Raw genomic sequence first — 24,505 nt, forward strand, 5'->3', positions numbered from 1 at the left:
CAAGTAGGAGTAGGCTAGCCTACTCCTACTTGTAGAAAATAAGGGTCTATTGCTCCTACCCTACCTTGTGTCACCCTACCTCTACATCTACACATGCAAAAGACAGGGATCGATCTATTTTATATATATGTATGTGTGTTATATTTTTGGAATATTTGGAATGTGTGGAATAAAACAAAAAAGCCTTATATATCAAGGGTTTGCGTCGTTTTTATATTCCAAAACAGCAAAAATAACATTCCACGGCTTGGAATACTTTGAAACAGTGCGATTTGTATATGTGGTGTGATTTCTGGCTGGAATGTTTGGAAAAACCGGAATATAACAAAATACCTATATATAACAGTGTGTTACGTTGCTTTTGTATTCCTGATGCTGTTTTTTTATCTTCCATGTGCCGGAATACTTCAAGTTGAGGCTACGCCTCCCCTTTTCGCTATCCTCGATAGAGTAGGTATGTAGGTTCTCGCCATATGTAGGAATACTAAAACCTACCTTTCCCCGCTTCTACTTTCCATCTATCCTACCCCATAACATCCGTCCTGATCCAGATCTGCCATGCTGCCGCCTGTCCTACCTGACCTTTCACATAACTATGATTTAACCTAATATATACTAATATATATTAATATATACTTGATAGTGACAACGTAACCACGTATCCTGTTCTGACTAACTTGACCTGACTAAGAAAACTGGAAACTACTATGAAACTGATCACTCTACTGAACAAGCATTTTGATACTGATTTAAAGGAGTATGAGGACGAGAACGGCGTTAACCACCCCGCTATATGGGTTTATGAGAAAGGTGAAGACTGTGAGCCTGTCGTGGTGCTTAAAGCTACTGAACAGCCGGAGATCTGGAAGGTTGGAAACGTATACTCAGCTCTTACTCACAATGCGCTGTTATCAGAGACTGAACTCAAAGCGTTAGTGAAAGCTGGCAAGGTAATGAAGTGAGTGAACAATCAGAGAGAAGAGAACACTAAACTCGTCCTCTTCTCTTTCAGTCTTACATACGCTTTCTGGTGGTAGCTTCATTGTTGGTTGTTGTGGCCTGTATGATGGCTGATAACTGTTCCTTTTGAACTGTAGCGATAAGCTCGTTTGCCAGCTTATGATTGACGTTCCTACACCCCTGTAGTGTGAACGTGTCTTTAAGAATTGCCTTTCTAATATGTTTCATTCTACTGTTGAGAAAGATAACAGCATTTTCAAACCCTTCTTTTTTATTGATTTCGTCAAGCACTATTATTGCTTCACCCGCCGAAAGCTGATTAGCTCTATCTTTTAATTGCTCAAATAATGTTTTTGTTTTTTTCATATAATCACCTTTATTTATTTACCAGTTCAATTAATAGCATATTTAAAATAAAAATCAAAAATAAATATACCAAAACAATAAAAGCCCCCGAAGGGGCTGTAAGGGTTAGTGTTTCATTGTTATTTGATGACCATCTTTTTTTAGAAGCTCTAACAATGCTGGAATAACCTCTGAAATATTTTCTTTTTTGACTCTCTTGTAAATTGTGTTATTTTTTTTGATTAAAAAGTGAGTTTCATTATCATGTATCAAATAGAATGTTGGATTCCCATTTCTGCTGTAATAAGTTCTTCCTATTTCAGTATAATCATAATCTTCATTCTGGCACAAAATAAATCCGCTATCTAAATCAAACTCAACCATATTCATAGTATTTATCATTGCGTTGTAAACTGTATTTAAAGTGTTTGTATTCATAACATATCTCCTTTTGTTTTTCTGTTATATATAATTAATAACACTTTTAAAATAATAGTCAAATAAATATATACTTTTATTTTAACTATCCGATAAGCGGTATAAGTAAAACACTCTATATTTAAATGATTATTAATTTAACTGGAAGGATAATAGAAAAGAAAAAAGCCCCGGTGAGAGGGCTTTAGTCATACACACACATACATAGAAAGGTGAAGCATCATAAACATAAAAACTTTTATATAAAGGACAAGATTGCTTGTCTCTTATATATTAATTAGCACTTATTATATATAAGTCAACTTTAATTGAGAAAATATTTTAAAAAAGTAGTATAGGTTATCCGTCCGTCCTGTTTTATTAAAATATATTCCCTTTATTATTTACAATTGGGTTAGATATGTTATCTATTTAATATACACAATAGAAAAGGAAAAAGGTGATTAACATGAGTATTATTTTAAACAAAGTAAAAGCATTTACAAACACAAAAGAAAACAGAATTGAAAAACTTTTATTCAGCAATGATATTGATTTAGTGAAAAGAGTATTAATAACTCATCCTGATATTAACTTAAACTTTATAAACGATGAAGGTAAAACAGCTTTGTTTGGTGCTGACTACCTTAAAGCAGAAGCTTTAATAAATGCTGGCATCAATATAAATGCTAAAGATAAAGACGGCAATACAGCGTTGTTCTTCTCTGATTATATGACTTCAAATCTTCTTTTAAACAAAGGGGCTAATGTCAATCATAGAAACAATGTTGGTATGACAGCGATTTTCAGAGCAGACAGATCAAAAGCAAGTTTGCTTATAAAGGCTGGAGCAAGAGTTAACTTCAAATCCCACGTAGACAACACTACAGCTCTTCAAATGGCTTACATAAGACGTGATGAGGCTGTTATGACCGTTCTAATCGAAGCCGGGGCAGACATACACCACAATTGGAGAGGCTACTCAGCTCACGCTAAAGCATTCATGACAACTATTAACGAAAGACAAGCAGCATAAGGGGGAAACCCCTTATCAGGAGATTAATATGAAAAATAAAGTTGTTAAAACAAAAAAAGATGATGATTCCTATAATGAACTACTTGAAGTGCTTATAATGTTAATACTGGCATTGGTTTTGGTATCTTTTATTGAAAGCACCGAAAACAAAATGAGCACCGAAGAAATTAGTTTATATAACCTACAAACTGATGTTATGAATATCATGCTTTATGATACACCAATACCAATAATAAAATCATTAACAGAAGATCAAAAATCAAAGCTAATTATTATAAACAGGAATATAGATAATTGTATGGAAAGAAAGCAACAATTAGGTGCTTCAGGATTATCAGAATGCTATAAAAAAAATGAATTATTATTTAATGAACTTAAGGTTGGTTTTTCAGATAGATTGATTTTTAATAATTAAGTTATCAGACAGGCGGGATAGGTAGACACAAAAAAAACATGGAGCCTAAACCCCATGTTTTAATCGTTGTTATATACTCTGACGGCAATCTACAATATATAACTTATCAAATTAAACATCCTATAAGATGGGAAACACCCATGAACACCCATGCTTACTTATATTTTATAACGCTTTAATTTGTTATTGTCAAATTTAATAAAACCCTTCCGGGGTTTTATTTTTAAATAGAAATGGTTTAACTAATCCGCTCATCTGATATTTAAAGTAAAAGTATATATTTATTTGACTAATATTTTAAATATAGTATTAATTGATTATACACAAATAAAGGAGAGTTATTATGAGTAAGAATAAAAAAAACATTAAAAACAAAGGTATTAAGAAAGATTTAAACATTAACATTCAACAAAAAATTGAGTCAGAGGCTGGGGAAGAAATAGAAGTAGGACGTAAAACAGTTATAGCTTTTCTTCTGTTCTTACTTATTTTTTTAATACCTCTTTTTACGGAAACTTTATCAGAGAGAAAATATGACAATCAAATAACTTATGATGTTGTTAATGAAAATAACTATGAAATTATATTAAATAATAATAGATACTTCCTTGATTTAGATTTTGATGATGAACAATATGCTTCAGCCATAAAAAATTCCAATATTGATTTTATTAGTCTTTCTTTAGAAAGCAAAAGAATACAACTGAATGATGAAGAATGTTTATATACAGATGAATTATGTAAAAACAAAATCAAATCTGATAAGTTAGGTTTAATTACGAAAATACAGAAATGGTCTGACGATAGAGTTAATCTTGGTGTTATTTGGTTGAGTAAAAACAAAGCAAAAGAAGAAGAATTACAAAGGAATACACCTACCATTATAAGAATACTAACATTTCCAACTTCTAAATATAACCGTGTAAGATTGGCAGTAGGTAATAACCTTATAATTGTTGGCCCAATTGATTTCTGGATCAATATATTTAAAAAAATAACACCTTAAAAAATGGTTTAACTAATCCGCTCATCCGATATTTAAAATAAAAGTATATATTTATTTGACTAACATTTTAAATATAGTATTAATTGATTATACACAAACAAAGGAGATTTATTATGAGTGAACCATCAGGAAATAAAATAGTTAGTTTTTTTAAAAAGCATGATATGGCATTACATTATATCATTCCTGTTTTACTGATTATCATATCGCAAATAATGAGGGTGGTAGTTTCAGAAGAGTTTTTAAATAACCATAAACTTATTCAATTCATTTCTATTGAAATGCCACTAATGGCAGGGGTGATGTTTTTAATGTTTTTGGCAATCATAGCAATATGGCATTTTGCTTTATATTTGTTAAGTGCGATGATACAAAGTAAAAGATTTTATATCCAGATCATACCGATAATTTCTTTTATAAGTTTTTGGCTTGCTGCGATAATAGCTACAAATGAAATAAATCAGGTGAAACCAGAAGATATTTTAACCTCACCATATTTTTATACTTTATTTTTCATATATACAGTTGGGTTATGGTTATCATCATGTTTCTTGTGTGTATCTTCAGTTATAGCTGATGAGATCAAAGACATGAATATTAAATCGAAATTTGTATTGAGATTGAAAAAATCAGGAAAAGGCGAGGACATAATACTTGCTGTATTACTAATAATGTTAACGGCAATATGCTTAGGTACATGGTTTGCTTTATATAATGCCGAGGGTCTTATTTATTATAAATATACATATATAGCACTTCCATTCATTCTTATCTTAGCAAGTGTAGTCATGTTATTAATTGAAATTTGTTTTGGTCTATTTTCAGACGACAAGGTAGAAAATTTAAAAAGAATGAAAAACAAAAAACTAAATAAAAGACAAAAGAGATTATTAAAAAGAGAAAAAGAGAGAACTTAAAATGAAAAAAAGAACTAATAAGAAACATCTAACAAGAGCGGATTTAATACCAGATCCCGCACTGATTAAGCCACTAAAGAAACTTACAGATAAAGATGCGAAGGAAGCTTTAAGGAAAAAGATTTCAGAAATGAAGAACATATATGATTTTTAAAGGAGAGTGAAAAATGAAAAAAGACATAACAAAAGAGTTGAAGCGTTTAGGTTTACACAATGGTAATGAGTTCATAGCAAAAGCGACCTTGATAGAAGGGCAGAGAGCAGAAAGTATCTTAGCACTTATAGAACGCTTAGGTAGACGCAAAATCATTCCTGATAGTGTTAAACATTGTTTCAGTCAGATTAAGGCAGCATACAGGTTATCCGGCTACATCAATCAGGCCATTGTTGTTATAGCTTTTAAAGCCTATGTGAGCGAGCCAGCAGAGAATTTTAAGGCAGATATATATTGGAGTATTTAACAAAAGAGAGGTGTGTATGGGAACGGAAACAAGAGAAAAAGAAATAGAAACATGGTCAGATTTTATTGATGAGTTTCTCAAGGAAGGTGGTGTTATATATGAAAGTCAAAACAAACAAAAAAGAGAGGTGGCATATGATAGATAAAATAACAAGAATATTAAAAGAGTATTCAGATGATGATAGTAAAAGAGGTAAATTATTAAAAGATTTCTCTATGTTCGTTATTAGGTTTGGGGTTTTTGTTATGCTGTATTGCTCGACAACCATTCTCTTAAAAAATGAGTTGGGCATAAACAAAGAAGTCGCTGATAAAATGTTTATATACTATTCATATGGAGTTGGTTTTTATATGGCAGGAGCTTTATTACCTTGGGTGTTTCGTCAAAAATACAACATTATGAATATTTTTGAAAAGGATAAGAATATCAAATCAAAAGAAGAAAATGAAATTGAAAAAAACGACAAAGGAGAATGATTATGATAAATAGTTTTAGATTATTAAAAGGCAGAAAAAGTAAAAAAGGGTTTTCACTATTAGAATTGCTTTTAACGTTAGGTGTTATAGCTGGAATAATAATAGCCGCTTTTATAGTTTTTCCTAAAGTTCAGGCTTCACAAAAGATAGATAAAGAGAGCAGAAACATAACAGCTATTCAGGCTGGGGTGAAATCACTCTATGGCGGCAGGGCTAAGATCTCATCATTGAATACTGATAGCTTCATTGCGTCTAAGAACGCCCCTGACAACATGATCTTGGACGGTAAGTTAGTGAATGAGTGGAAAGGCAATGTAAGCGTTGAATACAGCGGCAATCACGGTAAATACAACATTATGTATGATGCCGTTCCCCCTGATGCTTGCGCAAAACTCATTACAGCGGTTTCAGGTAATTTTGTGAGTATCACTGTATACAACGACAACGGGAGCACTGATGTTAAGAACTTAGAAGAAGGGTATGGAATAGACATAACCAAAGCTACAGCCGCTTGCGCATCACAAGAAAGCTCAACTGTTATGTTTACATCCATCATTTAAAAAGGAAGGTTATTTATGACACACATATTAAGTAAGAAAAGGAAGAAAGGATTTTCATTGTTAGAGTTGTTGTTGGTTTTTGGTGTTATAGCAGCAATCATAGTAGCGGTGTTCATGGTTTACCCTAAAGTAAGCTCAGGCCAAAAAATTGACAGTGATATTAAAATATTGGGAACATTAAACGCAGGTATCAAAAATCTATACGCCGGACAAGCTGACTTTACAGGTTTATCAGTAGACGCAGTTATCAAGTCTAAGATAGTTCCAGAAGATATAGTTGATGATAATCTGATTTGGGATAGTTGGGGCGCGAACGTCTTAATAGAACCTTACTACGATGGAAGCTTTTATATTGGGTTTGAGAACATATCTGTAGATGCTTGCCCTAAGTTCGTTTCACAAGCTGGAGCAAGTTATTTTAAAATAGTTGTTGGATCTACAGAAGTTAAAAATATAGAAAATGGTTTAGAACTAAATATGGCTACTACAACATCGGCTTGCGCTAATGGTGAAGATGGATATTCAGACAAACCAATTACAGTTTACTTTTACGATAAATAAGAGGTGGAGTTATGAAAAATAGAGTTTTAGAAGCGTGGTTTTATATAGTTGTAGCAATGACATTTACAGGATACTCATTTTATCTGTTTTTCGAGACAACAGACATATCAAGATATGGTGTTATAGGTATTGTTTTTAATCTGGTTTCGTTAAAGCTGTTATATGAGTCTTACAAAATAAACAAAGAGATGAAAAGGGATGAGTATAAAATTGCTAAAAGAAAGTTTTTTAAGAAAAGTTAATCCAAATAAAAGCCCCTGAATAGGGGCTTGGTTTTCTCTGGTATTGACGGTTGTTATTAGTCTTTTTTGATCAGGAAGCTTTCCAGCTCCTTACCGCCATCGATCAATGCTTTCAGAGCTAACGGCATACGTCCACGACCTGTCCATGTCTGTTCTTGCCCTTCACTGTCTGTATAAGCATACTTAGGCTCAACAGAACCACGTTTAACGCCCTTAGCGCCTTTACCCTTAGTGGATGCCGCAGGAAGCTCGATTTGACCCAACAGGAACGCTCTCACGCTGTCTAAGCTCACTTCAAAGCCTTCAGACTGGAGTAGTTCAGTAGTAGCTTTAAGCTTGTCTTCAACCAGTAGCTGCTTTTGCTTCTCTTCTTCAATGCGCTTGTTGATCTCTTCCTTTACAGCTTCAACCTTTTCAGCGAACACTAAGAACTCTTCATCACCAATTTCATTAGCGATTTTACGCAGAGAACGGATGTTTGATAAGTGAGAAAGATCGCTCATGTTAAACCCCTTAACCATACAGTAAAGGGGTAATCTAACATACAGCATTTTAAATAACAAAATGTTTTATAAAGCAATCATGATAGGTTTCTCAAGGCGAGGTTTTATTTTATAGCAACCGCATACATACAATAATATTTGATTTAAGAATGAATAGTTTTTCATATAACCATTATGAAACTCTTTAGCTAAAATTTCAATCTCTTTAGTTAGCTCTTCCTGATTGTATTTTGTGTTATCTATATAAGCCCTTAACTTATCTCTCACAACATAATCAAATAAATCCTCAATATCTTCATCTTTATCACTGTAAGCGAAAATATGACCCTCCACACCCTCTTTCATGAATGTTGAGGCGATAGCTCCATGCTTTAAATTCATTATGTAATCAAATCTACCACTGTAGTTATTATCTAAATATTTTTTAGCTCTGTTTGTTATGATTAGCTTATTGTTGTTGTATTTCTCATCCAGCATGTCAAAAGCTATGAACGCCAAAAGATCCAGTAGTAGTTTTTTATTGGTATCACATGATTTCATATTGTTTCTCCTTTTTTGTAATCATCAATGTTTTGTTTTTGGTATCCAGCAAATCAATTCCATACTTTACAAGGCCAATGACAGCTATCGTATAGTATGAGTTTGTATTTGCCTTTATTCGTTGTATAAAGTTTTCGTAAGCCCAAATTGTTGTTCTTGTAAGATCTGTGCTTATATCGCTACGCTCACAAGTGATAGATATATGATTGGTGTCGCTATCAACATAATCTCTCAACTGATAAGACACATTGCCTGTTTTCTCTCTCTTGAGAACAAGATGTTTTTTATTCTTTATTACATCATTAAGAGCATAATCAGCTAACGAGCAAACAGCATATGAAATGCTACCCATGCTTATGTTTTTTATCTTTCGTAATAAACTACGCTCAACACGTATAGCTATCTTTTCATCTTGCTTGTTTATTTTTGTATCATTAATCACTTTTATATGATTTTTACTTTCAATTTCTAACCAGTTTGTTTCACTCATTGTTTTCTCCATTTAGTTAAAGAACCAATAAGCGACAACAGACATTATCACAATAAAAATGATGATTTGCTTCATTGTGTTATTTTGCTCTGTTATGAATACTGGTTTAGCCTTTTCTTCTTTTATTATCTTTGCTTCATGTTCATCTTCATACTCTTCTATTTTTAGCCTTTTTACTCTATGCTTTTTTAACAGGTTGAGTATTCTTTCATTCACAATAAGATCATTGTTTTCATTTAAATATATTTCTTTGCTTTCCTCTCCTTTTTTGAATGGTATCAGTCTATACCATTTAGGTATTGTTTTATTGGGATGTTCCATGTTGTGTTTAACACTAAACTTTATTTTTAAATCTTCATGTTTAATGATGTTCACACAATTAACATTACTTTCTATTAATGTGTTTAATAGCGATCTACTAATCAAATAACAGCCCGGATCACAATACACTATCTCTTCTCTTGTTATTATATCAATTACCGCTATTTCTTCTGACTCAAAATTATCAATCGAACATTCACCCGCAACAAAAGGATGAATTACGTATTCTTTTGTATTACCCATTTTTTAACACCTCCTTTCTATATATATAATTAAATATAATTTAAATTTAATATTGTCAAGCAAACCGCTACCTATTGACAATCTTTTAAAATATATTATTTATTAAATAATGGCGTTTAATAAAAATAACAAAAACATCAGAAAAAACTTTTATATAAATTACATGGAGATATTTTATGATTAAAAAAATATTGCTTATAATGGCAATGCTATTGTATGCGACAAATGCGAGTGCCGATACTATGGATTGGTTAACTCCATTATCAACAGACTGGTTTATGAACAACTTTGTAGACAAATACCTTAATCCAGAAGCTATAGGCGCTTTCTCTGGAATAATGGCGTTGTTTCTTCATTTTCTTTTAGTTTTAGGTGGAGTATTAGCAGCTTATGTTTTGATTAGTGGAACTATGGTCACGGCTCATGATGGTGAGATGTTAGGTAAAAAATGGTCTTCTATGTGGCTTCCCATCAGAACAGCTTTAGGAACGGCTATGCTTCTTCCTATGCCAACAGGCTTTTGTGCCATTCATATGGTGATTTACTCATTGATAAAAACTGGAATTGGTTTAGCAGGAACAATGATCCCAATCGCTATTGCGTTCATAACCATCTTTTTTGATTACTCAAGTGTAAGCTCTAATCTTGAAATAAGGAAACTTGCTAAAGATACACTTTTAGGTGCGACGTGCGTTAAAATCTATAACGAAGAAACAGCAAGAGAGTTTGCTCAATCATCTAAGTATTTCAGAGGTAATATTCAATATTTCAGCGTTCAAAACTTCGAGTCAAAAAGCGATGGAAAAAGAATAATAGGTTATAACTTTGGTGGTTTAAAAGACGACTGGAGCACTGGTGATAAATCTCAAATGTGCGGCTTTCTTAGATTAGATGTATCAAGCTCTGGTGAACAACAAAATGCTCTTGCTTCTGGTTCTGGATATAAACCTTTAGTTGATGTTGCTTCGATACAAAATGCGGTTCAACAAGCTCAGGCTAAAGCACTTAATAAAATGGTTTTAGATGCGATTGCTTACTCAGAGACTTTAGCTAATCCTGATCCTACCAACACGAAAGCAGTAAATGATAAGATTGAAGAAATGTCATTGGAATATAAAAAATCAATGAATGAAGCTGGAAAATTAGCAATGGCTCAAGCTATTAAAATTGACTCTATCGCAGATATAACGGAAAAAGGCTGGGCATTTTTTGGTGCTTACTACATGAAAATTGTTCAGGCGATAAATGGAACTAACGCAGCAATGAATAGTATTCCAGCTTCTTCTGGTCAAGCTTCTGAACGTTTAAATTATCTTGCTGATAGATTTGAACCTCGCTTTAGCAAAGTCAAAACTTTAATAAATGGCACTGACAAGCTTAACGCTGATACTACTAACATAGCGGGTGAAGACAGTTCATTATTTACAAGCTTATTAAGAGGAGCAAACTCAAACGGTGGTTGGTTCATGGGGGATGGTAAAGTAGATCAATTGTTATCTATTACACAGCAAGTAAACGTAGGTAATCACGTTCTTAATGGTGTAGCGGCAATGGGGATAGGCGCAAGCTCTGTTTCATTGTTAGCGTTGATACCTAAACTCTCAGATGTGTTGATAGCAGCAGGTACTGTGATCGGGCCGTTCTTCTCGTTCTTGATGATCGTAGGCTTGATAAACGGCATCATGCTTGCTTACGTCATCCCTATGATACCTTACATCATCTGGATGGGGATTGTGCTCTCATACATGGCTACGTGTATAGAAGCCTATGTAGCCAGCCCTATGTGGGTTTTAGCTCACTTAGCGCCGGATGCTGATGACGTTGTAGGTAAACAAGGACAGGGCTATATGCTTACACTGGTGTTAACACTAAAGCCGGGGTTAGCAATATTTGGTTTCCTTGCTTCTTTCGTGATGATGTGTGCGGGGGCTGCCCTCATAAACGCAACGTTCTTGATAGCTACAAGTTTTGTTGACTCAGGTTGGTTGGGTATTACTTACTCAATAGCAATGATTGCTGTTTATATGTGTTTAAACTTAAACAATACGATGAACGCTACAAGAGTTATGTCTACTCTTCCAGACACTGTTTTAGAATGGATAGGCGCTAGAGGAACTTCATTAAGCGGTAAAGTAATGGGCGGTTCAGAAGAAGCTCTTAGTAATGCGAAAAGCAATACTACTAATACTGTTGAAAGAGCAGGGCAAGCTACAGCAAGTTCTATGTCAAACATGGCAAGAAACCGTGAGAAAAAAAGAGATATTGAACCTAAAGGCGGCAATGAAGGTAATATTGGTAAAGGTAGTAATCAAGAGCCAACTAACAACACGCCAACAGATAAAGGAAATCATGGTCAGTCTATAACAGACCTTAATCCAAAGGAATAAGTAATCCTTTTATCTGAAACTAACTAAAAGGTAGCGCGTTGCTACCTTTTTTTTATCAATTCTATTGACGTGTTTATTTTATGTGTTAATTAATTTATATACATACAAAGAAGGAGATATTTATGAAAGATAAAGAATTTGAAGATAAGGTAAAAAACACTGCTAAAAATATTTTAAAGTCATACACTACCATTAATCCAAAAAAGATTGCGAATAATTTATATGACTCGGCATCTAATACGGTTAAAGTTCCTATAGAAACAGCTCGTTCCAATATAGAGCTTTTTAATAGATTTAAAGGGAATAATGATAAGAAACTATCCTATGAAGAGTTGTATAGTCTAAAGAACGCTGATGAAAATTTAAGACAAAAAAATTATACAAACTTCTCTATAGCTTCTTTAGTGATGTTTGTTTTTATGCTTGGTGTAGCTATAATGGGTGGTTATAAAATCTATACCGGAATTGATACAGCAGCAAAGGTTTTATCATTTATGTCATTTGGATCGGGCGTATTCTTATCATTTGCTGTTTATTTTAGATGTGTAGTAAGAGCCTATTGTTTAAAATACGCAACAGTTGATAACAAGCTTAATGCTTTAAAAGGTATTGATAACATTTTACCAAATCCATTCTATGATGTTAGAGCTACAACAAACAGTGAAGATAAACCAATAGTTGCTTTCCTTGAAACAAAAGAAGAGCAAGAAAGAAATAAATAAAAGGTGGCTACCACCTTTTAAAAAATACTTAAAAAATAATTTGAATTCCATAAAACTGTACGATATTATTTAATCAACAAACAACGAGAGAGGGTTTTAAAATGATGACATTACTTAGCACTTTCAACTACATCCCAGCTTTTATTGTTGGTTTAGTAATGATTTTTTTATCTGTTAAAGTAGTTCTTTTACCAATGGCTGATTTAATCACTAAAATCAGAGACAAAACAACTGATGTTGCTATTTACCCTCTTAGTGTTTTTATGGGTGTTCCGGCTATCGCAGTCTTTTTTGTAGCTGTATCTTTTACAGTAAGTATGTTTGCTTACATGGTTGGATTGGTTCACTAAGAAAATTCTACTCTCTTGTTGTTGACCCGCTACGGCGGGTTTTTTGTTGCCAAAAGAAAGGGGGCTTTCGCCCCTTTTTACATTTTCAAACTTCTACCACGTTTAACCTGATATTCCGGCATAAGTTCTTCCTTTTTAATCTCTTCTTTTTTTGGTTCGCCAAACTTCATGTAGCGATCTAAATCATAGGCTTTGTGTATCATCTGGAAATCTTCTTCTTGTTTAAGAGAAGTAGCTTCAACCCTGATACCATTTTTTATAGCACTTATATAAGCTTGTTCCATAAAGACAGGATTACCTTTAGTTAAAACAATACTGTTCCATCCTTTTTGTTTAGCCACATCAATCAAGTCAACAGCAATATCATTAGCTTTACGTCTACCACGAATAGCTATAGCATCTTCTGTTTCTTTAATTAAAAGACCATCCCCGAAGTAGTGAGTTCTTGAAGTAAGTTTTCCTTCCTCGATGTTATCTCTTGAATGAAGATAGTTATCACCAAAAAGATTTTTTAATTCATCGTTGGTTAAATAGCGGCTTCTGCCGTTTGTTTTAACATTCAATTCAGTTTCAGGCATAAGATTTTTTTCAAAGTCTTTCACATATTGAGGTCTGTTATCCTTCTTGATCTCCCCCTCTTCTTCTTCACGGATGTTAGAACGAACAGACTTGATACGGTCTTTAAGACTCTTAGCCTTAAAAGTCTGTTTAGCCTCTTCATTCTTCATTTGGGTAAACTTGTCCAGATCAGTGAAGTCTTGAGCTGGTATGCTATCAGCAGCAGAGACAACAGCAGCCGGAACGGGTGGTTTGGCCTCTTCTGTTTTCTTCTCTATCAGGGAAGCGGTAGGAGCTGGCTCTTCAAGGTTAAGCGTCTTCTGTAGCTTAACGTAAGTGAGTTCCAGTTCTGAAAGCTGGTTCTTAATCATCTTCCTTTGCTCGTCACTCATACCGAACTTGTCACCAATGTTGAGCACGTCTTTGAAGCTATCTATACGGCTTTTTACTTCCATCATGTCATGCTCAAGGTTAACTTCTGGTTCAGGTTCTGGCTTCTTAACCGGAGCTGCAGCTGGGGCTACGTTGTCGGCCACAATCTCATAATCAGGGAAATCAGGCATTGGAGCATCCATTGAAAAAGCCTGTTCAAAATCATTTAAATCGTTATCTTTACTCATGTTTTTACCTCGCGTTTTTTATGTTGAAATGTAGTATATACTAATATATATTAATATATATTGATGGTTAGTCAATCGGCTAACTACATTTAAGTCACTGTAAAACAGGACAAAAGGAGTAGGTGTATGCTTGCTATCTCGATTTACAATAAAAAAGGTGGTGTTGGGAAAAGTCTCTTCAGCATCGTTATCTCCTCTTGGTTTGGACACAACGGCAAAAAGACAACTCTGTTAGACCTCGATCCACAGGGCGGGAGTTTGCTCTTTGCGAGCATCGCAGAACAGGCCGGAACAAAACTAACGTTTAACGTAGCTCGTAAGCCAACCTCTAAAGATGTTGATGTGTTCGTATTTGACCACAGCCCCGGCATTCATAGCGGTGGTGATGGTCAGCTTGCCCCGTTCGTAATCATTCCAACTATCCTTGATGCCAGCTCATACAGTGCTACGCTCAAGAGCGTTCAGGAACTACGTGAACAGGGTAAGACAGACAATGATTTTATCGTTGTTCCTAATCGTGTTGAGATCCAGAACAAAGAACAGCTCGACCTGTTAATCAAGCTACAGGAAGAACACAGGGCAGCAGGCCATGACTACGATTTGCCATACATCAAAAAGCGTGTTGCCTATCCTCGTTCATACAACAACGGCGTCACCATCTTTGAAGACAAGACAGGCTTACCGCTGGTATCTGATGCCCGTAAAGAGTTTGAGTTGTTGATGGAAGCTGTAGGCCAGAAAATCAAAGCCGGTGTTGAGGCTCGACGCAATAAAAGTTAATATATATTAATATATACTAATATATATCGTTTCTCGTGAAATCTGATGGAGTTTCAGCATGACAGACCACAAAAAAGAAAAATCTAAAAAACCTGCCGGATGGCTCGATGATATGGAGACTTTTGAAAAATTGTCTCTGGAAACGGCCTTTTCCGATCCCAATGCTGGCACATACTGGGCACATCGAGAAGAAGACTTAGGAGAACTCCAGCCGTTCACTACGTCATACGTTCGTTGCGACTTTAAAGTAGTAGCGGAAGATGAACCCCGCTTAATTGGTTTCCGTGTTCCTAAAGCTCTGGAAGAGAAGTTTAAGCTTCTTTCCCATGATGCTTTATCAAATACTATTCTTGCTCTTGCTGATTTAAAAGCAGATGAGTTAATCAGAGAAAATAAATCTATTCATTTTACTAAGAAAAAGAAATCCTGATAAAAGGCGTAATTAAACAGGATGAACGGACTACCGTTATATTTTCAAATGTAGGATTGTAGGGTAGATTAATATAGTAAGAACAAAAAAAATCTACATTCAAAAAATACATAGGAGATACATTATGAGTGGAGCAAAAATATTAGCAGTATTAGATAAAGACGGAATGCGTGATGCTCAGGGCATTAATGGCGGTAAAACAAGTCCATTAGAGCCAACCATCAACGGCGCTACGTATAAAGATAGTGAACTTGATATAGTTATTAAAGCTGAAAACGGTTTAGAGCTTCTTAAAAAAATTGAAGCTACAATTGACCGTGGGATAATGTCAAAACAGTATTTGAATACCATTCAAAGACCTCTTTCAGAACTAAGCACTAATAAAGATCCAAAAGCTCTTTTTGGTGATATTGGAGGCAGGGGGAATGAGTGGGAACAGCTATTTATTGATTTATCAGGTTTTAGAGCAGAAGATCAGGTTTTAGCACATGACATAATCACTGACAGTATGGCTAACCCTAATTTTATTTATGTAAAAGATCAGGGGCCGGGAAAATCAAAGCAATATATGCCTGTTATTGGTAAAAACAGTGTTTTTGCTTGGGGTGTTCATAGCGACCAAAAAACTAAAACTCACTCTCATATATTTAGGCATACGCATACCATTACTGATAAAAACTATGAATACAACCCAAATACTGGTGAAGTAATCATAAATCAGTTAAATCCTGACGCAAGAAGAATAACAGCAAGTCTTTCATTAAAAGATAACTTTGTAAGAACGCAGGTTCTTAAAAATATCAATGACAATCTTAAAGCCGCTGGTTTACCTCTTTTAGATAACATTTACTTATCTAAAGGTAAAATGCTTTCTCCAGAAGAAATCAAAGCACAAGAGGTTATTGATACAAATAATAAAGAATATCTTGATGATTTATACACTACAGCAAGAGAAAAAGCTAAAGAAGAGTCTATTAAAAATCAAGAGCAAATTCCAAAAGAAGTTATTGAAGATGCTGTTGTTCAGAATGAACTAAATGAAATAGATGCTCTTATCAAGCAAAAACAAAAACTTGCTGCTGAATACGCCGCTAAAGCTATTAAAGAAAACAATGAGATACAAGGCTTTGAAAAGGCTCGTGAAGCTGTTATAGCTCTTCATCAAGAAAAACGTGTTAATCAGGAACTTACTACAGAGCTGACCAACACTAAGCAATCACTTGAAGAAGAAGCGAAGCTTAGAAGCCAGTTTGAAGAAAAGGCCAAAAAGACAAGTGAAGAGTTAGCAGAAAAAACAGAAGCGTTTAATGCTCTTTCTGATGAGTATAAAGCTCTTGGTGAGCAGTATGATGAGTTAGAACAAACTCATACAGCTACCATTGAAAAACATAGAGAAGTCGTTGAAAGCCTCAATCAACAACTACTTCAACAAGATCTTGAACACACAAATGAAATTGAGTTGTTGGAAACCACTCATGAAAACGCTATTAAAAAGCTTAATATTGAGCATGAAAACGAGATTGAAACGCTTAAAACTCAACAGGCTTCTATTGTTAGCGGATTAAATAGCGAAATTACCAATCTTAAAGATGCCGTTGTAAGTATCACAGAAGAAAGGGATGGTTTCAAATTCGATAAAGAACAGCTTGAGATTGAATTAGCAAAAGCTAAACAAGCTATTATTGATATAGAACGTAAGCACAAAGAAGAGCTTGAAAAACGTGATGAAGAGAAAGCTTCATTTGAACAAACCATAAAAGATTTGAAAGAAGAGAAGATTGAAGCTGATGAAGCTATTAAACTTCTTACTGAAAGTAATAGTAAACTTATTGAAGAAGTTAACCAACATATTGACTCTTACAACAAGCTTAAGAGCGAAAATGTTAAGCTGAAAGCTGATTATGATAAAGAGAAGGAAGAAAACTCTACATTAAAATCAGAAAATGAACAGCTTAAAATTGATAAACAAGCTTTAGAAGAAGCAATAAGAAAAGATATAGAAAAAAAGAATAAAGCTGATAACAGCAATAAAAACAAACCAACTAAAAAATAAAACATTATTAAGGGGGTTAACGCCCCCTGTTTTTCTTACCTCAAGGAGATTACGTATATGGGATTATCAAAGTCAGTTAGTGATTTACTAAGACAAAAAGAGAGTTTAGATAATGAACCTGATGAAGTTCATAGTGAAAATGAAGTTGAAATATCAGGAGAAGAAAAGGCTTTAACATTAGAAAGTGATTTGGTTCTTTTAGGTATCGTCTGGAATGCTATTAGACCTCATGAAACTTTTGAAAAGTTAAAAACTCGCTATTATGTTAATGAAAACTTGGTTGTAGAAAAAGGGAATAACAGCTTTTGGATTTACGGCAAAGAAGATTTAATATCAGAAAGCATTGTTTCTTTTGTTGATTATTTTGCTAAAGATATTAGAGATTTTAAATTTGTCAGGCCAGAATCACCCTATGACAGTTTTATTTATTACTTTTTCAAAGAAGCTATTATGTGTAGGCTAAATGTTTTAGTTTCAAACTCTTTCCATGAAAGAGATTTACAACAAGTAATAATCAAGGATGTTATTAGAGAACTTAAAGACGACGCAAGAAAGATGGATAACATAAATAAAAAATATCATCTTCAAATGATCGACAACTGGATAAGTCAAATACTCGTTAAAAACACACACTTATCTATGTGATATACAATTTGACGTGTTAAGTATTGAATTTTCTAGAAAAAATGGTATAACAGTAAAAGAGTGTGATAACACACCAAAAATACATACATAAAAATATTATAATAGGTGAGATTATGAATAGAGAAAATACAGAAATGGAAGCTGAAAAGCTTCTTGATAATATGGATTTGTCATTAGATGATGAAGAACAACAATCTGATGAAGATACAACTTTAACGCATCCTGAAATTGATGCTTTCGATAATGCTAAATTATACGACGAGCGTATTACTGATGAAGCTTTCTATGCTTCAAATAACTACGCTATTCATCCTAAAGGCTTCTTTAAAAGGATTTACCCAAAAGATGGTAATCCTTACTGGAAGCAAATTCACAACTATTTTGCTATTCCATACTTAAAGCTTTCCACTGCTAAACAAGGTTCAGGCGTAAAAACCTTAGAAGCTAATACTGGTTATACAGGTGTTCGATTTCTCAATAACGATTTAGAAGTAAATGAAGTTGCTCTTTCTTCATCGGATCGAGCAGAGTTTACCAGCTCTAAATCACGTCTTACCTTGAACGATTGGACGCCTCCTGCGGGTTCTGATCGTTCAGAAGTGTATAAAGCTTTCATGGAGGCCGCACAAGCTGGCTATGAGCCTCATGTAAGGCCAAATGGTAAAGTCTATCCTGCTTTCATCAAGCGCATGACAGGCTACACACAAAGAGGCTGGGTGACTCCTGACCTTCATATCCGCTCTAAGCATGATCTGTATGTCGGCAAGGTTGCTACTCAGAGTGAAAAGAAAGGTGATCCTGAAATCCAGAAGGAAACTACAAGAGAGATAATTAAACACTCTCCGGCAGTTCGTATTTTCTTAGCGGGCACATATGCGTCATACACAAAAGGCCGTATTTGTATTTCAGATGAGTTTTGCCCGATTGTTAACTACACGGGTGAAGGTGAAAAGGGTAAATCTACAACTCTTAAAATATGTGCAGCTACAGAAGGTTCTCCAGCTAAAGGCCGTATGATTATTGAAGCTATAAGTTCAGAGGTTGGCGTTGAAAACTTTGCTACTGCTTATAATCATGGCCCTGTTTTTCTTGATGAGATTGACGAGCTACTTAGAACAAATGACTTACCACAAAGGATAATGCGCCTTACTAACGGCGGTGGTAGAGTTATTTTCGATAAAGATAATACTTTCAAACAACCTAACGTTTGGAACGGTATGTTCTTCACGACTTCCAACCAATCACTAAGACAAAGTGTTAAAGGTGATGGCAAAGAGTCGGCTATTTTAACTCGTCTTATTGAAATAGATATTCATGATCCTGACCTTCATATCTTCTTCCCTGACAAGAATGATGGAGGTAAAGTTTCTCAGTGGATGTCTAAGCTTTCAGAGAACTATGGTCATATATATGATGAAATTATCGCATATATAACAAAAAACGCTGATGAACTTGAGCAAAAACTTGCTGATTTTGAATCTGAGTTATTAACTACAGAAGAGTTAAGATATTTCAAAAAGAACCGCCGTTCAGCGCATACTTTAGCTCTTATTATGCTTGGTGCTGAAATTATGGAAAGCGTTTTAGGCAAAGAAAGTGCTATGTTAACTCATGAAGCAATAAACATTTATAAAAATAAATATGCTCAGGATATTAACGAACAAATTGATTATGCTGATTATAAATACATTTCTCATATTGAGCGTCTTTATGAATGGATTAATGCTAACAAAGGCATGATCTCTTGGAGTAAGTTTGCTTATGCTGAACAATCAGATGATATAAACGAAAGTATCAGCAGAACGCAGAAAAAAGCGGCTCAGACGCTTACTAACAATGCTACTCATAGAGGTTCGGTTTTAGCGGAAGTTAAGATCAATAGAGTCATGGAACACGCTGATGATTTTGACGGAACAATAGTTTTCAACGCTATGGGCATCAAACACCTCAAACAACATGCTCAACTTGATTTTAACGAGCTTTGCCAATCTCTTGAGAAGTTAGGTATGGTTGAACATGACGCGAAATTTACAGATAAGAAGAAGGATTATTTAGGTTTATCCACTACAAGAACTGTTCGCTTAACATTGAAACCTATAGATGAGCTAAGTTCCACCATGTTCACTACAAAGAATACTGTTCTTGTGAACGATAGTGAGAAAACAGAAGGACAAACCGAAATTCTTAATCAAAACAATGCTGATAGTGAGTTTAACATAAACAAAATACTTGAAGCTTCCGCTCAATACGAAGAAGATTATTCCGCTTACTTTGATAGAACATAAAAAAAAGGGGGTGCGAAAGCAGCCCCTTAAACTTTATTAAATAGTCGTTTTCCAAAATAGAAAACACATTATGAATAGAACTTCAATATACACTCTATTCATGGAATAATCAATTTTATTTTACTCGATATTTTTCAAATATATGCGCTAAATATTTTATATTAAGCGTGTAAAATTTGATTTTATTAAAAAAATAGTATATATATTTATTATAAATAATTTAAACTATAAGAGGTGGTTTATGCTTGATTTAGATATTAAAAGAGAGTTGCTGTTTGCTGAAACAGCCGAAGAAGTAGATATATTGGTAAAGGCCGGAGCTGATGTAAACGGTCTTATGGGTAGTGTTTTTCCTTTAGCTTTAGCTGAAAACTTAGAAGTAGCAAAGGCATTAGTTGCTAATGGTGCTGATGTTAACTTTACCAATAAGAAAGGTGAAACAGCTATCTTCTATAACAAAAACATCGCTGTTATCAAATTTTTGATTTCACAAGGCGCAAATATTAACCATTTAAACAACGATGGTGAAACAGCATTGTTTAAAACATCCGACATTGAAATGATTAAAGCGCTTATCAAGTTGGGTTGTAGTCCATTCCTCAAAAACAAGAATGGAGATCGCCACGACACAAAAATAAAACCAGCAGATAAAGAAGAATACCAAAGCTTTATGAATAAGCTTAAAGAAATGATCAGGAACGCACTTGAACAAAAAAAGCAGATGCTACAAGTAGCGTAAAAAAATAACCGGACTACCTCTTTAGTTTAACCCGCTTCTGGCGGGTTTTTTCTTTTCTGGCATTGACATATTTTGTTTTTATTTTAATTTATAATTATCACCCAATTGAAAAGAAAAAGGAAAAATCATGAAAGCATTAACAGACATATTAAAAACCAAAAATACAATTGAAATTGAAAAATTCATTAATGAAAACCGCGTTATTGAAGAAGATTTTTATATTGATGAAGTAGCCAATATTTTCCATGTTGTTCTACTTACAAAACAATATAAGAGCTATGAAGTAGCAAGAATGCTTACCAAATACTTTGACATTAACAAGCAGGATAAAGCTGGTAAAACAGTTCTGTTCTATGCCGTTCTCATGGGGAATACTGAAGCTGTTAAGTTCTTTATCTCCGCAGGAGGCGATGTATCAATAAAAGACAATCAAGGCAGAAAAGCGGCAGACCAGATAACACTACTTGATCTTCAAAATGCTTCTTCAATGTCAAGAGTATTACTATCAGCAGAGAAATAACATGGATGAGTTTTCTTTAGATACGTTAAAATCATATATAGACAGAAATCAAACTTCACTATTCTATGATTACCTCACTAAGCACCAATTAGACACTAATATGAATATTTTATCTTGGTGTCTTTTGTCTGTTTTTTCAAAGTCAGAAAATGAAAACCACCAATACTATAATTTGTTCTGTTTAGTAGTGGGATTGTTCAAAGATGTTAATACCCCAATCAATGGAAGACTACCATTAGAAATAGCTTACTCAATTAATAACATTAAGTTTTATATCCATCTTCTTTTGAATGGAGCAGATCCCCAAAAGAAAAATAGCAAATACAAATCCACGTATGAAATAATAATCAAAGATGAGAATGAAAAGTTTCTTTCCTATATAATGCGGTATGAGCAAAGTCTGATTAATGAAATACAGAAAAGAAAAGGCACTCATTGAGAGTGCCTTTTTCTAAAAGTGATACTTATATGATGTCAAAACTTACAATAAATAGAAATTGGGTATTAATATTTACGTATTAATTAAGTAATCAATTACCTTCCTTCCGTCAATAGCAGTTGAAAAATATTTTCCATTTTCTTGAAAAAAGTGTTGATCGTCATAAGCGTTCTGTAGATAATTACCAAATCAAAGCAGTCATATGCTTTACGCATCATGTAGGTTCAGGCTTTAAGCCTCCATCTTTCGATAGATGATGATGCACCAACCGCCGGAATGGTTCCGGCCTGTTCCATGAACTCATGGAGCTGATCTATCTATAGAGGTTGGTTTATGACTGTATCTATCCAAAACACCCCATCTTCAAGCCTAAAGCCCCTTTACCGTTGGGCTGGCGGCAAATCTAAGCTACTCAAAAGCTACAATCCACATCTACCAGATTTGAACAGCGTAAGCGCATACGTAGAGCCGTTCTTTGGAGCTGGCGCTCTCTTTGCGTCTGTTAAGTCTACATACAACCAGATCCCTACAATCATCAACGACATTAACCCTGAGCTGGTAAGTCTACTCAATACCATCAAACACGATTTTAAAGCGTTCTGTATCGAGCTGCAGGAGCTGGAAGCGGCTTACCTATCTATACGCTCTCAGGAGGTCAGGAACTACCGTTTCTATCAGCGTAGAGAACAGTATTGGAAAGAACAGATTGGTAGTGTCCGAGCATCGGCCTTACTCCTGTTTTTGATGAGCACCGGCTTTAACGGGATATGGCAGGTAAACAAGAAGACAGGCCGCTATGGAACAGGCGCAGGAATGCTTAACCATAAGGGCAGTCTGTTTGATTACTCACTCCTGAACGAGTGGCACAGAGCTTTACAGGCAACGTCTATCCATTGCGGTTCTTATGCTGATCTCGATGTTCCAGCGGGGGCTTTTGTCTACTGTGATCCGCCTTACAGGGATAGCTACGCCGATTATGGCCATGCGTTCACTGATGAAGACCATAAAGCCCTAATCAAATGGTGTCGCCAGCTTCAGGAGCGGGGCTGTGTTGTGTGGTTAGCCAACAGAGAGGCAAATGATAGCTTCTTTGAAGAAAACGCCTCAGATGCTTCTGTGTTGCGTTTTGACATTACCTATACCGCCGGACGGCGTAAGAAGACCGCTGACGGGTTTCAGGCGGTTAAAGCTACTGACTTGCTCATGATCTGGAGTAAGGAAAGTATCAACCAAAAAGCAGCGTAATTATTTATAAAACAAAAAGAGGAAAATAAAATGAGTTATACAGCATTAAATGTATTAAGCATTCAGATTAAGAAAAAAAATAGAGAACAGCTCACTGCGTGGGTTAGCGATATAAATAATCTGATAGAACTTGCAAAAAAGCATGATCTTCATGTCGTCAAAAAAGACCATCTTGAAGATGATGAGCATTTTACGCAGGAAAAAAGATATAGAAAAGAATGGTACGATATTTACTTTGAAACTTATCAACCTGTCGATTCATATGAACAATATGAAATAGCTTGCGATATTGCTGAAATATTCGATAGTTCCGTATCTTTTAACTCTATAAACTCTTGGTGTTGTCCTTATCACGAGTCAGTAAGTTCTTTTGTTGATAAATATGGCATTCTTTATTATGAAGACGAAACAGAACGATATGATGGAAAATGGCCTCGCCATTTGGGTATGTATTTTTGGAACTGGGTAAATCTTGACGAGATTTAAAAAGTGAGGGAATAAAAAATGAAAAAGAAGTTTAGACCTGTAGATTTTCAAACAAGCAATATGGGAAATAACTATATAACAATAGAAGGTATGATGTCAGCACCATATAAAGAACATAGCCCGGAGTTATTTTCACAATGTCTAAAAGAAGTAAGCAATATTAATAGATTACTTATAGATAAAAGGAAGTGTGATAACGAAGAGCATTACCAAAAAGTTTTAATGGTTGCTGATATGTGTTTATCAATGATGATGATTGAACGCCGTATTGGTATCGTTAATGAAGATAATAGTTATTTTAATCAAAAATAAGAGGTGATATATGGAATACATGAACGTAGTGAGAAGTGATTTCGAAGAGTTCGCAAAAGAGAACGTAGAAGGTTATGAACATAGTAAAACATTAATGATGCCTGAATATGTATCAAACAAGGATTATCCACAGATTGATCGTGTTCCATTCTTTTCATTTGAGGGTAGTAAGTTGCTGTTTACCTATAATCAACTGGAAGAAAACAGAATAAATAAAGCTGTATTAAAGTATGCTGTTAACCTTTGCTTTAATAGTGATATGAGTAATAAATATGGAGATATTGAGGCTTTAAGTAATACGTATTCCGCTGTTTATTACTGTTTACTCGATAACATGTATAAGACATTAAAGAAAAAAGACATTGAGAGTGTTTTATATTGGCTTGATTAAATAAGGGGCTTACATAGCCCTGTATTTAAGAAAATGAAATGTATTTTCAA

The 24,505-nt window shown here is 34.4% G+C and carries 32 protein-coding genes; 25 read left to right on the plus strand and 7 right to left on the minus strand.

Going from position 1 to position 24,505, the window contains the following annotated elements; translation table 11 throughout:
• Nucleotides 1-707: 707 nt before the first annotated feature.
• The gene (locus AC4OVU_RS00105) at nucleotides 708-962 is read left to right on the plus strand and encodes a hypothetical protein (protein WP_032625020.1); all 255 of its coding nucleotides are present in this window, start codon (nucleotides 708-710) and stop codon (nucleotides 960-962) included.
• A gap of 52 nt (nucleotides 963-1,014) precedes the next feature.
• Here the strand turns inward: AC4OVU_RS00105 and AC4OVU_RS00110 are convergent, their stop codons facing one another.
• Both AC4OVU_RS00110 and AC4OVU_RS00115 read right to left on the minus strand, forming a co-directional pair.
• Nucleotides 1,015-1,326, minus strand: a complete 312-nt coding sequence (locus AC4OVU_RS00110) for a hypothetical protein (RefSeq protein WP_045892630.1) — start codon at nucleotides 1,324-1,326, stop codon at nucleotides 1,015-1,017.
• A gap of 105 nt (nucleotides 1,327-1,431) precedes the next feature.
• A complete protein-coding gene (locus tag AC4OVU_RS00115; RefSeq protein WP_045892632.1) occupies nucleotides 1,432-1,743 on the minus strand; it encodes a hypothetical protein in 312 nt (103 codons plus the stop codon).
• Nucleotides 1,744-2,191: 448 nt separating this feature from the next.
• Between AC4OVU_RS00115 and AC4OVU_RS00120 the strand changes: the two genes are divergently transcribed.
• From AC4OVU_RS00120 to AC4OVU_RS00160, 9 genes are all read left to right on the plus strand, one after another.
• Nucleotides 2,192-2,758: an ankyrin repeat domain-containing protein gene (locus AC4OVU_RS00120; RefSeq protein WP_045892634.1), complete on the plus strand. Its 567-nt coding sequence runs from the start codon at nucleotides 2,192-2,194 to the stop codon at nucleotides 2,756-2,758.
• A gap of 28 nt (nucleotides 2,759-2,786) precedes the next feature.
• Nucleotides 2,787-3,173 carry a hypothetical protein gene (locus AC4OVU_RS00125; protein WP_045892636.1) on the plus strand — a complete coding sequence of 129 codons (387 nt, stop codon included), beginning with the start codon at nucleotides 2,787-2,789 and terminating at the stop codon, nucleotides 3,171-3,173.
• Nucleotides 3,174-3,516: 343 nt separating this feature from the next.
• Nucleotides 3,517-4,179 carry a hypothetical protein gene (locus AC4OVU_RS00130; protein ID WP_045892637.1) on the plus strand — a complete coding sequence of 221 codons (663 nt, stop codon included), beginning with the start codon at nucleotides 3,517-3,519 and terminating at the stop codon, nucleotides 4,177-4,179.
• Nucleotides 4,180-4,292: 113 nt separating this feature from the next.
• Nucleotides 4,293-5,096: a hypothetical protein gene (locus AC4OVU_RS00135; protein WP_050158863.1), complete on the plus strand. Its 804-nt coding sequence runs from the start codon at nucleotides 4,293-4,295 to the stop codon at nucleotides 5,094-5,096.
• A gap of 167 nt (nucleotides 5,097-5,263) precedes the next feature.
• Nucleotides 5,264-5,557 (plus strand): hypothetical protein, encoded by a 294-nt coding sequence (locus AC4OVU_RS00140; protein WP_045892639.1) that lies wholly within the window; start codon nucleotides 5,264-5,266, stop codon nucleotides 5,555-5,557.
• Between the two features lie 98 nt (nucleotides 5,558-5,655).
• Nucleotides 5,656-6,033, plus strand: a complete 378-nt coding sequence (locus AC4OVU_RS00145) for a hypothetical protein (protein ID WP_045892641.1) — start codon at nucleotides 5,656-5,658, stop codon at nucleotides 6,031-6,033.
• 2 nt (nucleotides 6,034-6,035) lie between these two features.
• Nucleotides 6,036-6,593 (plus strand): type 4 pilus major pilin, encoded by a 558-nt coding sequence (locus AC4OVU_RS00150; protein WP_052696130.1) that lies wholly within the window; start codon nucleotides 6,036-6,038, stop codon nucleotides 6,591-6,593.
• Between the two features lie 15 nt (nucleotides 6,594-6,608).
• Complete coding sequence (locus tag AC4OVU_RS00155; protein ID WP_154950921.1) at nucleotides 6,609-7,154, plus strand: type 4 pilus major pilin; 546 nt, start codon at nucleotides 6,609-6,611, stop codon at nucleotides 7,152-7,154.
• An 11-nt stretch (nucleotides 7,155-7,165) separates the two neighbouring features.
• On the plus strand, nucleotides 7,166-7,396 hold the full coding sequence (locus tag AC4OVU_RS00160; protein WP_154950923.1) for a hypothetical protein: 231 nt from the start codon (nucleotides 7,166-7,168) through the stop codon (nucleotides 7,394-7,396).
• Between the two features lie 56 nt (nucleotides 7,397-7,452).
• Here AC4OVU_RS00160 and AC4OVU_RS00165 read toward each other — a convergent pair whose 3' ends face one another.
• From AC4OVU_RS00165 to AC4OVU_RS00180, 4 genes are all read right to left on the minus strand, one after another.
• Nucleotides 7,453-7,899 carry an H-NS family nucleoid-associated regulatory protein gene (locus AC4OVU_RS00165; RefSeq protein ID WP_032650647.1) on the minus strand — a complete coding sequence of 149 codons (447 nt, stop codon included), beginning with the start codon at nucleotides 7,897-7,899 and terminating at the stop codon, nucleotides 7,453-7,455.
• A gap of 66 nt (nucleotides 7,900-7,965) precedes the next feature.
• On the minus strand, nucleotides 7,966-8,439 hold the full coding sequence (locus tag AC4OVU_RS00170) for a hypothetical protein (RefSeq protein WP_032625042.1): 474 nt from the start codon (nucleotides 8,437-8,439) through the stop codon (nucleotides 7,966-7,968).
• Nucleotides 8,426-8,929 (minus strand): hypothetical protein, encoded by a 504-nt coding sequence (locus AC4OVU_RS00175; protein WP_032625044.1) that lies wholly within the window; start codon nucleotides 8,927-8,929, stop codon nucleotides 8,426-8,428. Before AC4OVU_RS00175 ends, AC4OVU_RS00170 begins: the two co-directional genes overlap by 14 nt.
• Before the next feature lie 12 nt (nucleotides 8,930-8,941).
• Complete coding sequence (locus AC4OVU_RS00180; protein WP_063860027.1) at nucleotides 8,942-9,493, minus strand: hypothetical protein; 552 nt, start codon at nucleotides 9,491-9,493, stop codon at nucleotides 8,942-8,944.
• A 176-nt stretch (nucleotides 9,494-9,669) separates the two neighbouring features.
• Between AC4OVU_RS00180 and AC4OVU_RS00185 the strand changes: the two genes are divergently transcribed.
• From AC4OVU_RS00185 to AC4OVU_RS00195, 3 genes are all read left to right on the plus strand, one after another.
• Nucleotides 9,670-11,880, plus strand: a complete 2,211-nt coding sequence (locus tag AC4OVU_RS00185; RefSeq protein WP_058655668.1) for a DotA/TraY family protein — start codon at nucleotides 9,670-9,672, stop codon at nucleotides 11,878-11,880.
• A 122-nt stretch (nucleotides 11,881-12,002) separates the two neighbouring features.
• On the plus strand, nucleotides 12,003-12,602 hold the full coding sequence (locus AC4OVU_RS00190; protein WP_058655669.1) for a hypothetical protein: 600 nt from the start codon (nucleotides 12,003-12,005) through the stop codon (nucleotides 12,600-12,602).
• A gap of 101 nt (nucleotides 12,603-12,703) precedes the next feature.
• Nucleotides 12,704-12,952: a hypothetical protein gene (locus tag AC4OVU_RS00195; RefSeq protein ID WP_048980057.1), complete on the plus strand. Its 249-nt coding sequence runs from the start codon at nucleotides 12,704-12,706 to the stop codon at nucleotides 12,950-12,952.
• 77 nt (nucleotides 12,953-13,029) lie between these two features.
• Here the strand turns inward: AC4OVU_RS00195 and AC4OVU_RS00200 are convergent, their stop codons facing one another.
• The gene (locus AC4OVU_RS00200; protein WP_265189121.1) at nucleotides 13,030-14,130 is read right to left on the minus strand and encodes an LPD7 domain-containing protein; all 1,101 of its coding nucleotides are present in this window, start codon (nucleotides 14,128-14,130) and stop codon (nucleotides 13,030-13,032) included.
• A 126-nt stretch (nucleotides 14,131-14,256) separates the two neighbouring features.
• Between AC4OVU_RS00200 and AC4OVU_RS00205 the strand changes: the two genes are divergently transcribed.
• From AC4OVU_RS00205 to AC4OVU_RS00260, 12 genes are all read left to right on the plus strand, one after another.
• Nucleotides 14,257-14,910 (plus strand): ParA family protein, encoded by a 654-nt coding sequence (locus AC4OVU_RS00205; RefSeq protein ID WP_045892653.1) that lies wholly within the window; start codon nucleotides 14,257-14,259, stop codon nucleotides 14,908-14,910.
• Between the two features lie 58 nt (nucleotides 14,911-14,968).
• Nucleotides 14,969-15,340 carry a hypothetical protein gene (locus AC4OVU_RS00210; protein WP_032625058.1) on the plus strand — a complete coding sequence of 124 codons (372 nt, stop codon included), beginning with the start codon at nucleotides 14,969-14,971 and terminating at the stop codon, nucleotides 15,338-15,340.
• Nucleotides 15,341-15,464: 124 nt separating this feature from the next.
• A complete protein-coding gene (locus AC4OVU_RS00215; RefSeq protein ID WP_063860024.1) occupies nucleotides 15,465-17,393 on the plus strand; it encodes a coiled-coil domain-containing protein in 1,929 nt (642 codons plus the stop codon).
• Between the two features lie 57 nt (nucleotides 17,394-17,450).
• Nucleotides 17,451-18,038, plus strand: coding sequence for a hypothetical protein (locus tag AC4OVU_RS00220; protein ID WP_063860023.1), 588 nt, complete (start codon nucleotides 17,451-17,453; stop codon nucleotides 18,036-18,038).
• Between the two features lie 113 nt (nucleotides 18,039-18,151).
• A complete protein-coding gene (locus tag AC4OVU_RS00225) occupies nucleotides 18,152-20,323 on the plus strand; it encodes a DUF927 domain-containing protein (protein WP_080472165.1) in 2,172 nt (723 codons plus the stop codon).
• Nucleotides 20,324-20,564: 241 nt separating this feature from the next.
• Nucleotides 20,565-21,062: an ankyrin repeat domain-containing protein gene (locus AC4OVU_RS00230; RefSeq protein WP_063860022.1), complete on the plus strand. Its 498-nt coding sequence runs from the start codon at nucleotides 20,565-20,567 to the stop codon at nucleotides 21,060-21,062.
• A 127-nt stretch (nucleotides 21,063-21,189) separates the two neighbouring features.
• Nucleotides 21,190-21,582 carry an ankyrin repeat domain-containing protein gene (locus tag AC4OVU_RS00235; protein WP_032625070.1) on the plus strand — a complete coding sequence of 131 codons (393 nt, stop codon included), beginning with the start codon at nucleotides 21,190-21,192 and terminating at the stop codon, nucleotides 21,580-21,582.
• Between the two features lies 1 nt (nucleotide 21,583).
• Nucleotides 21,584-22,021, plus strand: coding sequence for a hypothetical protein (locus AC4OVU_RS00240; RefSeq protein ID WP_045892664.1), 438 nt, complete (start codon nucleotides 21,584-21,586; stop codon nucleotides 22,019-22,021).
• 333 nt (nucleotides 22,022-22,354) lie between these two features.
• The gene (locus tag AC4OVU_RS00245; protein ID WP_063860021.1) at nucleotides 22,355-23,266 is read left to right on the plus strand and encodes a DNA adenine methylase; all 912 of its coding nucleotides are present in this window, start codon (nucleotides 22,355-22,357) and stop codon (nucleotides 23,264-23,266) included.
• Between the two features lie 30 nt (nucleotides 23,267-23,296).
• Nucleotides 23,297-23,752: a hypothetical protein gene (locus AC4OVU_RS00250; RefSeq protein ID WP_032625078.1), complete on the plus strand. Its 456-nt coding sequence runs from the start codon at nucleotides 23,297-23,299 to the stop codon at nucleotides 23,750-23,752.
• Nucleotides 23,753-23,770: 18 nt separating this feature from the next.
• Complete coding sequence (locus AC4OVU_RS00255) at nucleotides 23,771-24,064, plus strand: hypothetical protein (protein ID WP_032625082.1); 294 nt, start codon at nucleotides 23,771-23,773, stop codon at nucleotides 24,062-24,064.
• Nucleotides 24,065-24,074: 10 nt separating this feature from the next.
• Nucleotides 24,075-24,455 carry a hypothetical protein gene (locus tag AC4OVU_RS00260; RefSeq protein ID WP_032625086.1) on the plus strand — a complete coding sequence of 127 codons (381 nt, stop codon included), beginning with the start codon at nucleotides 24,075-24,077 and terminating at the stop codon, nucleotides 24,453-24,455.
• Nucleotides 24,456-24,505 lie beyond the last annotated feature (50 nt).

The sequence above is a fragment of the Enterobacter sp. 6722112 genome (genome assembly GCF_058661685.1).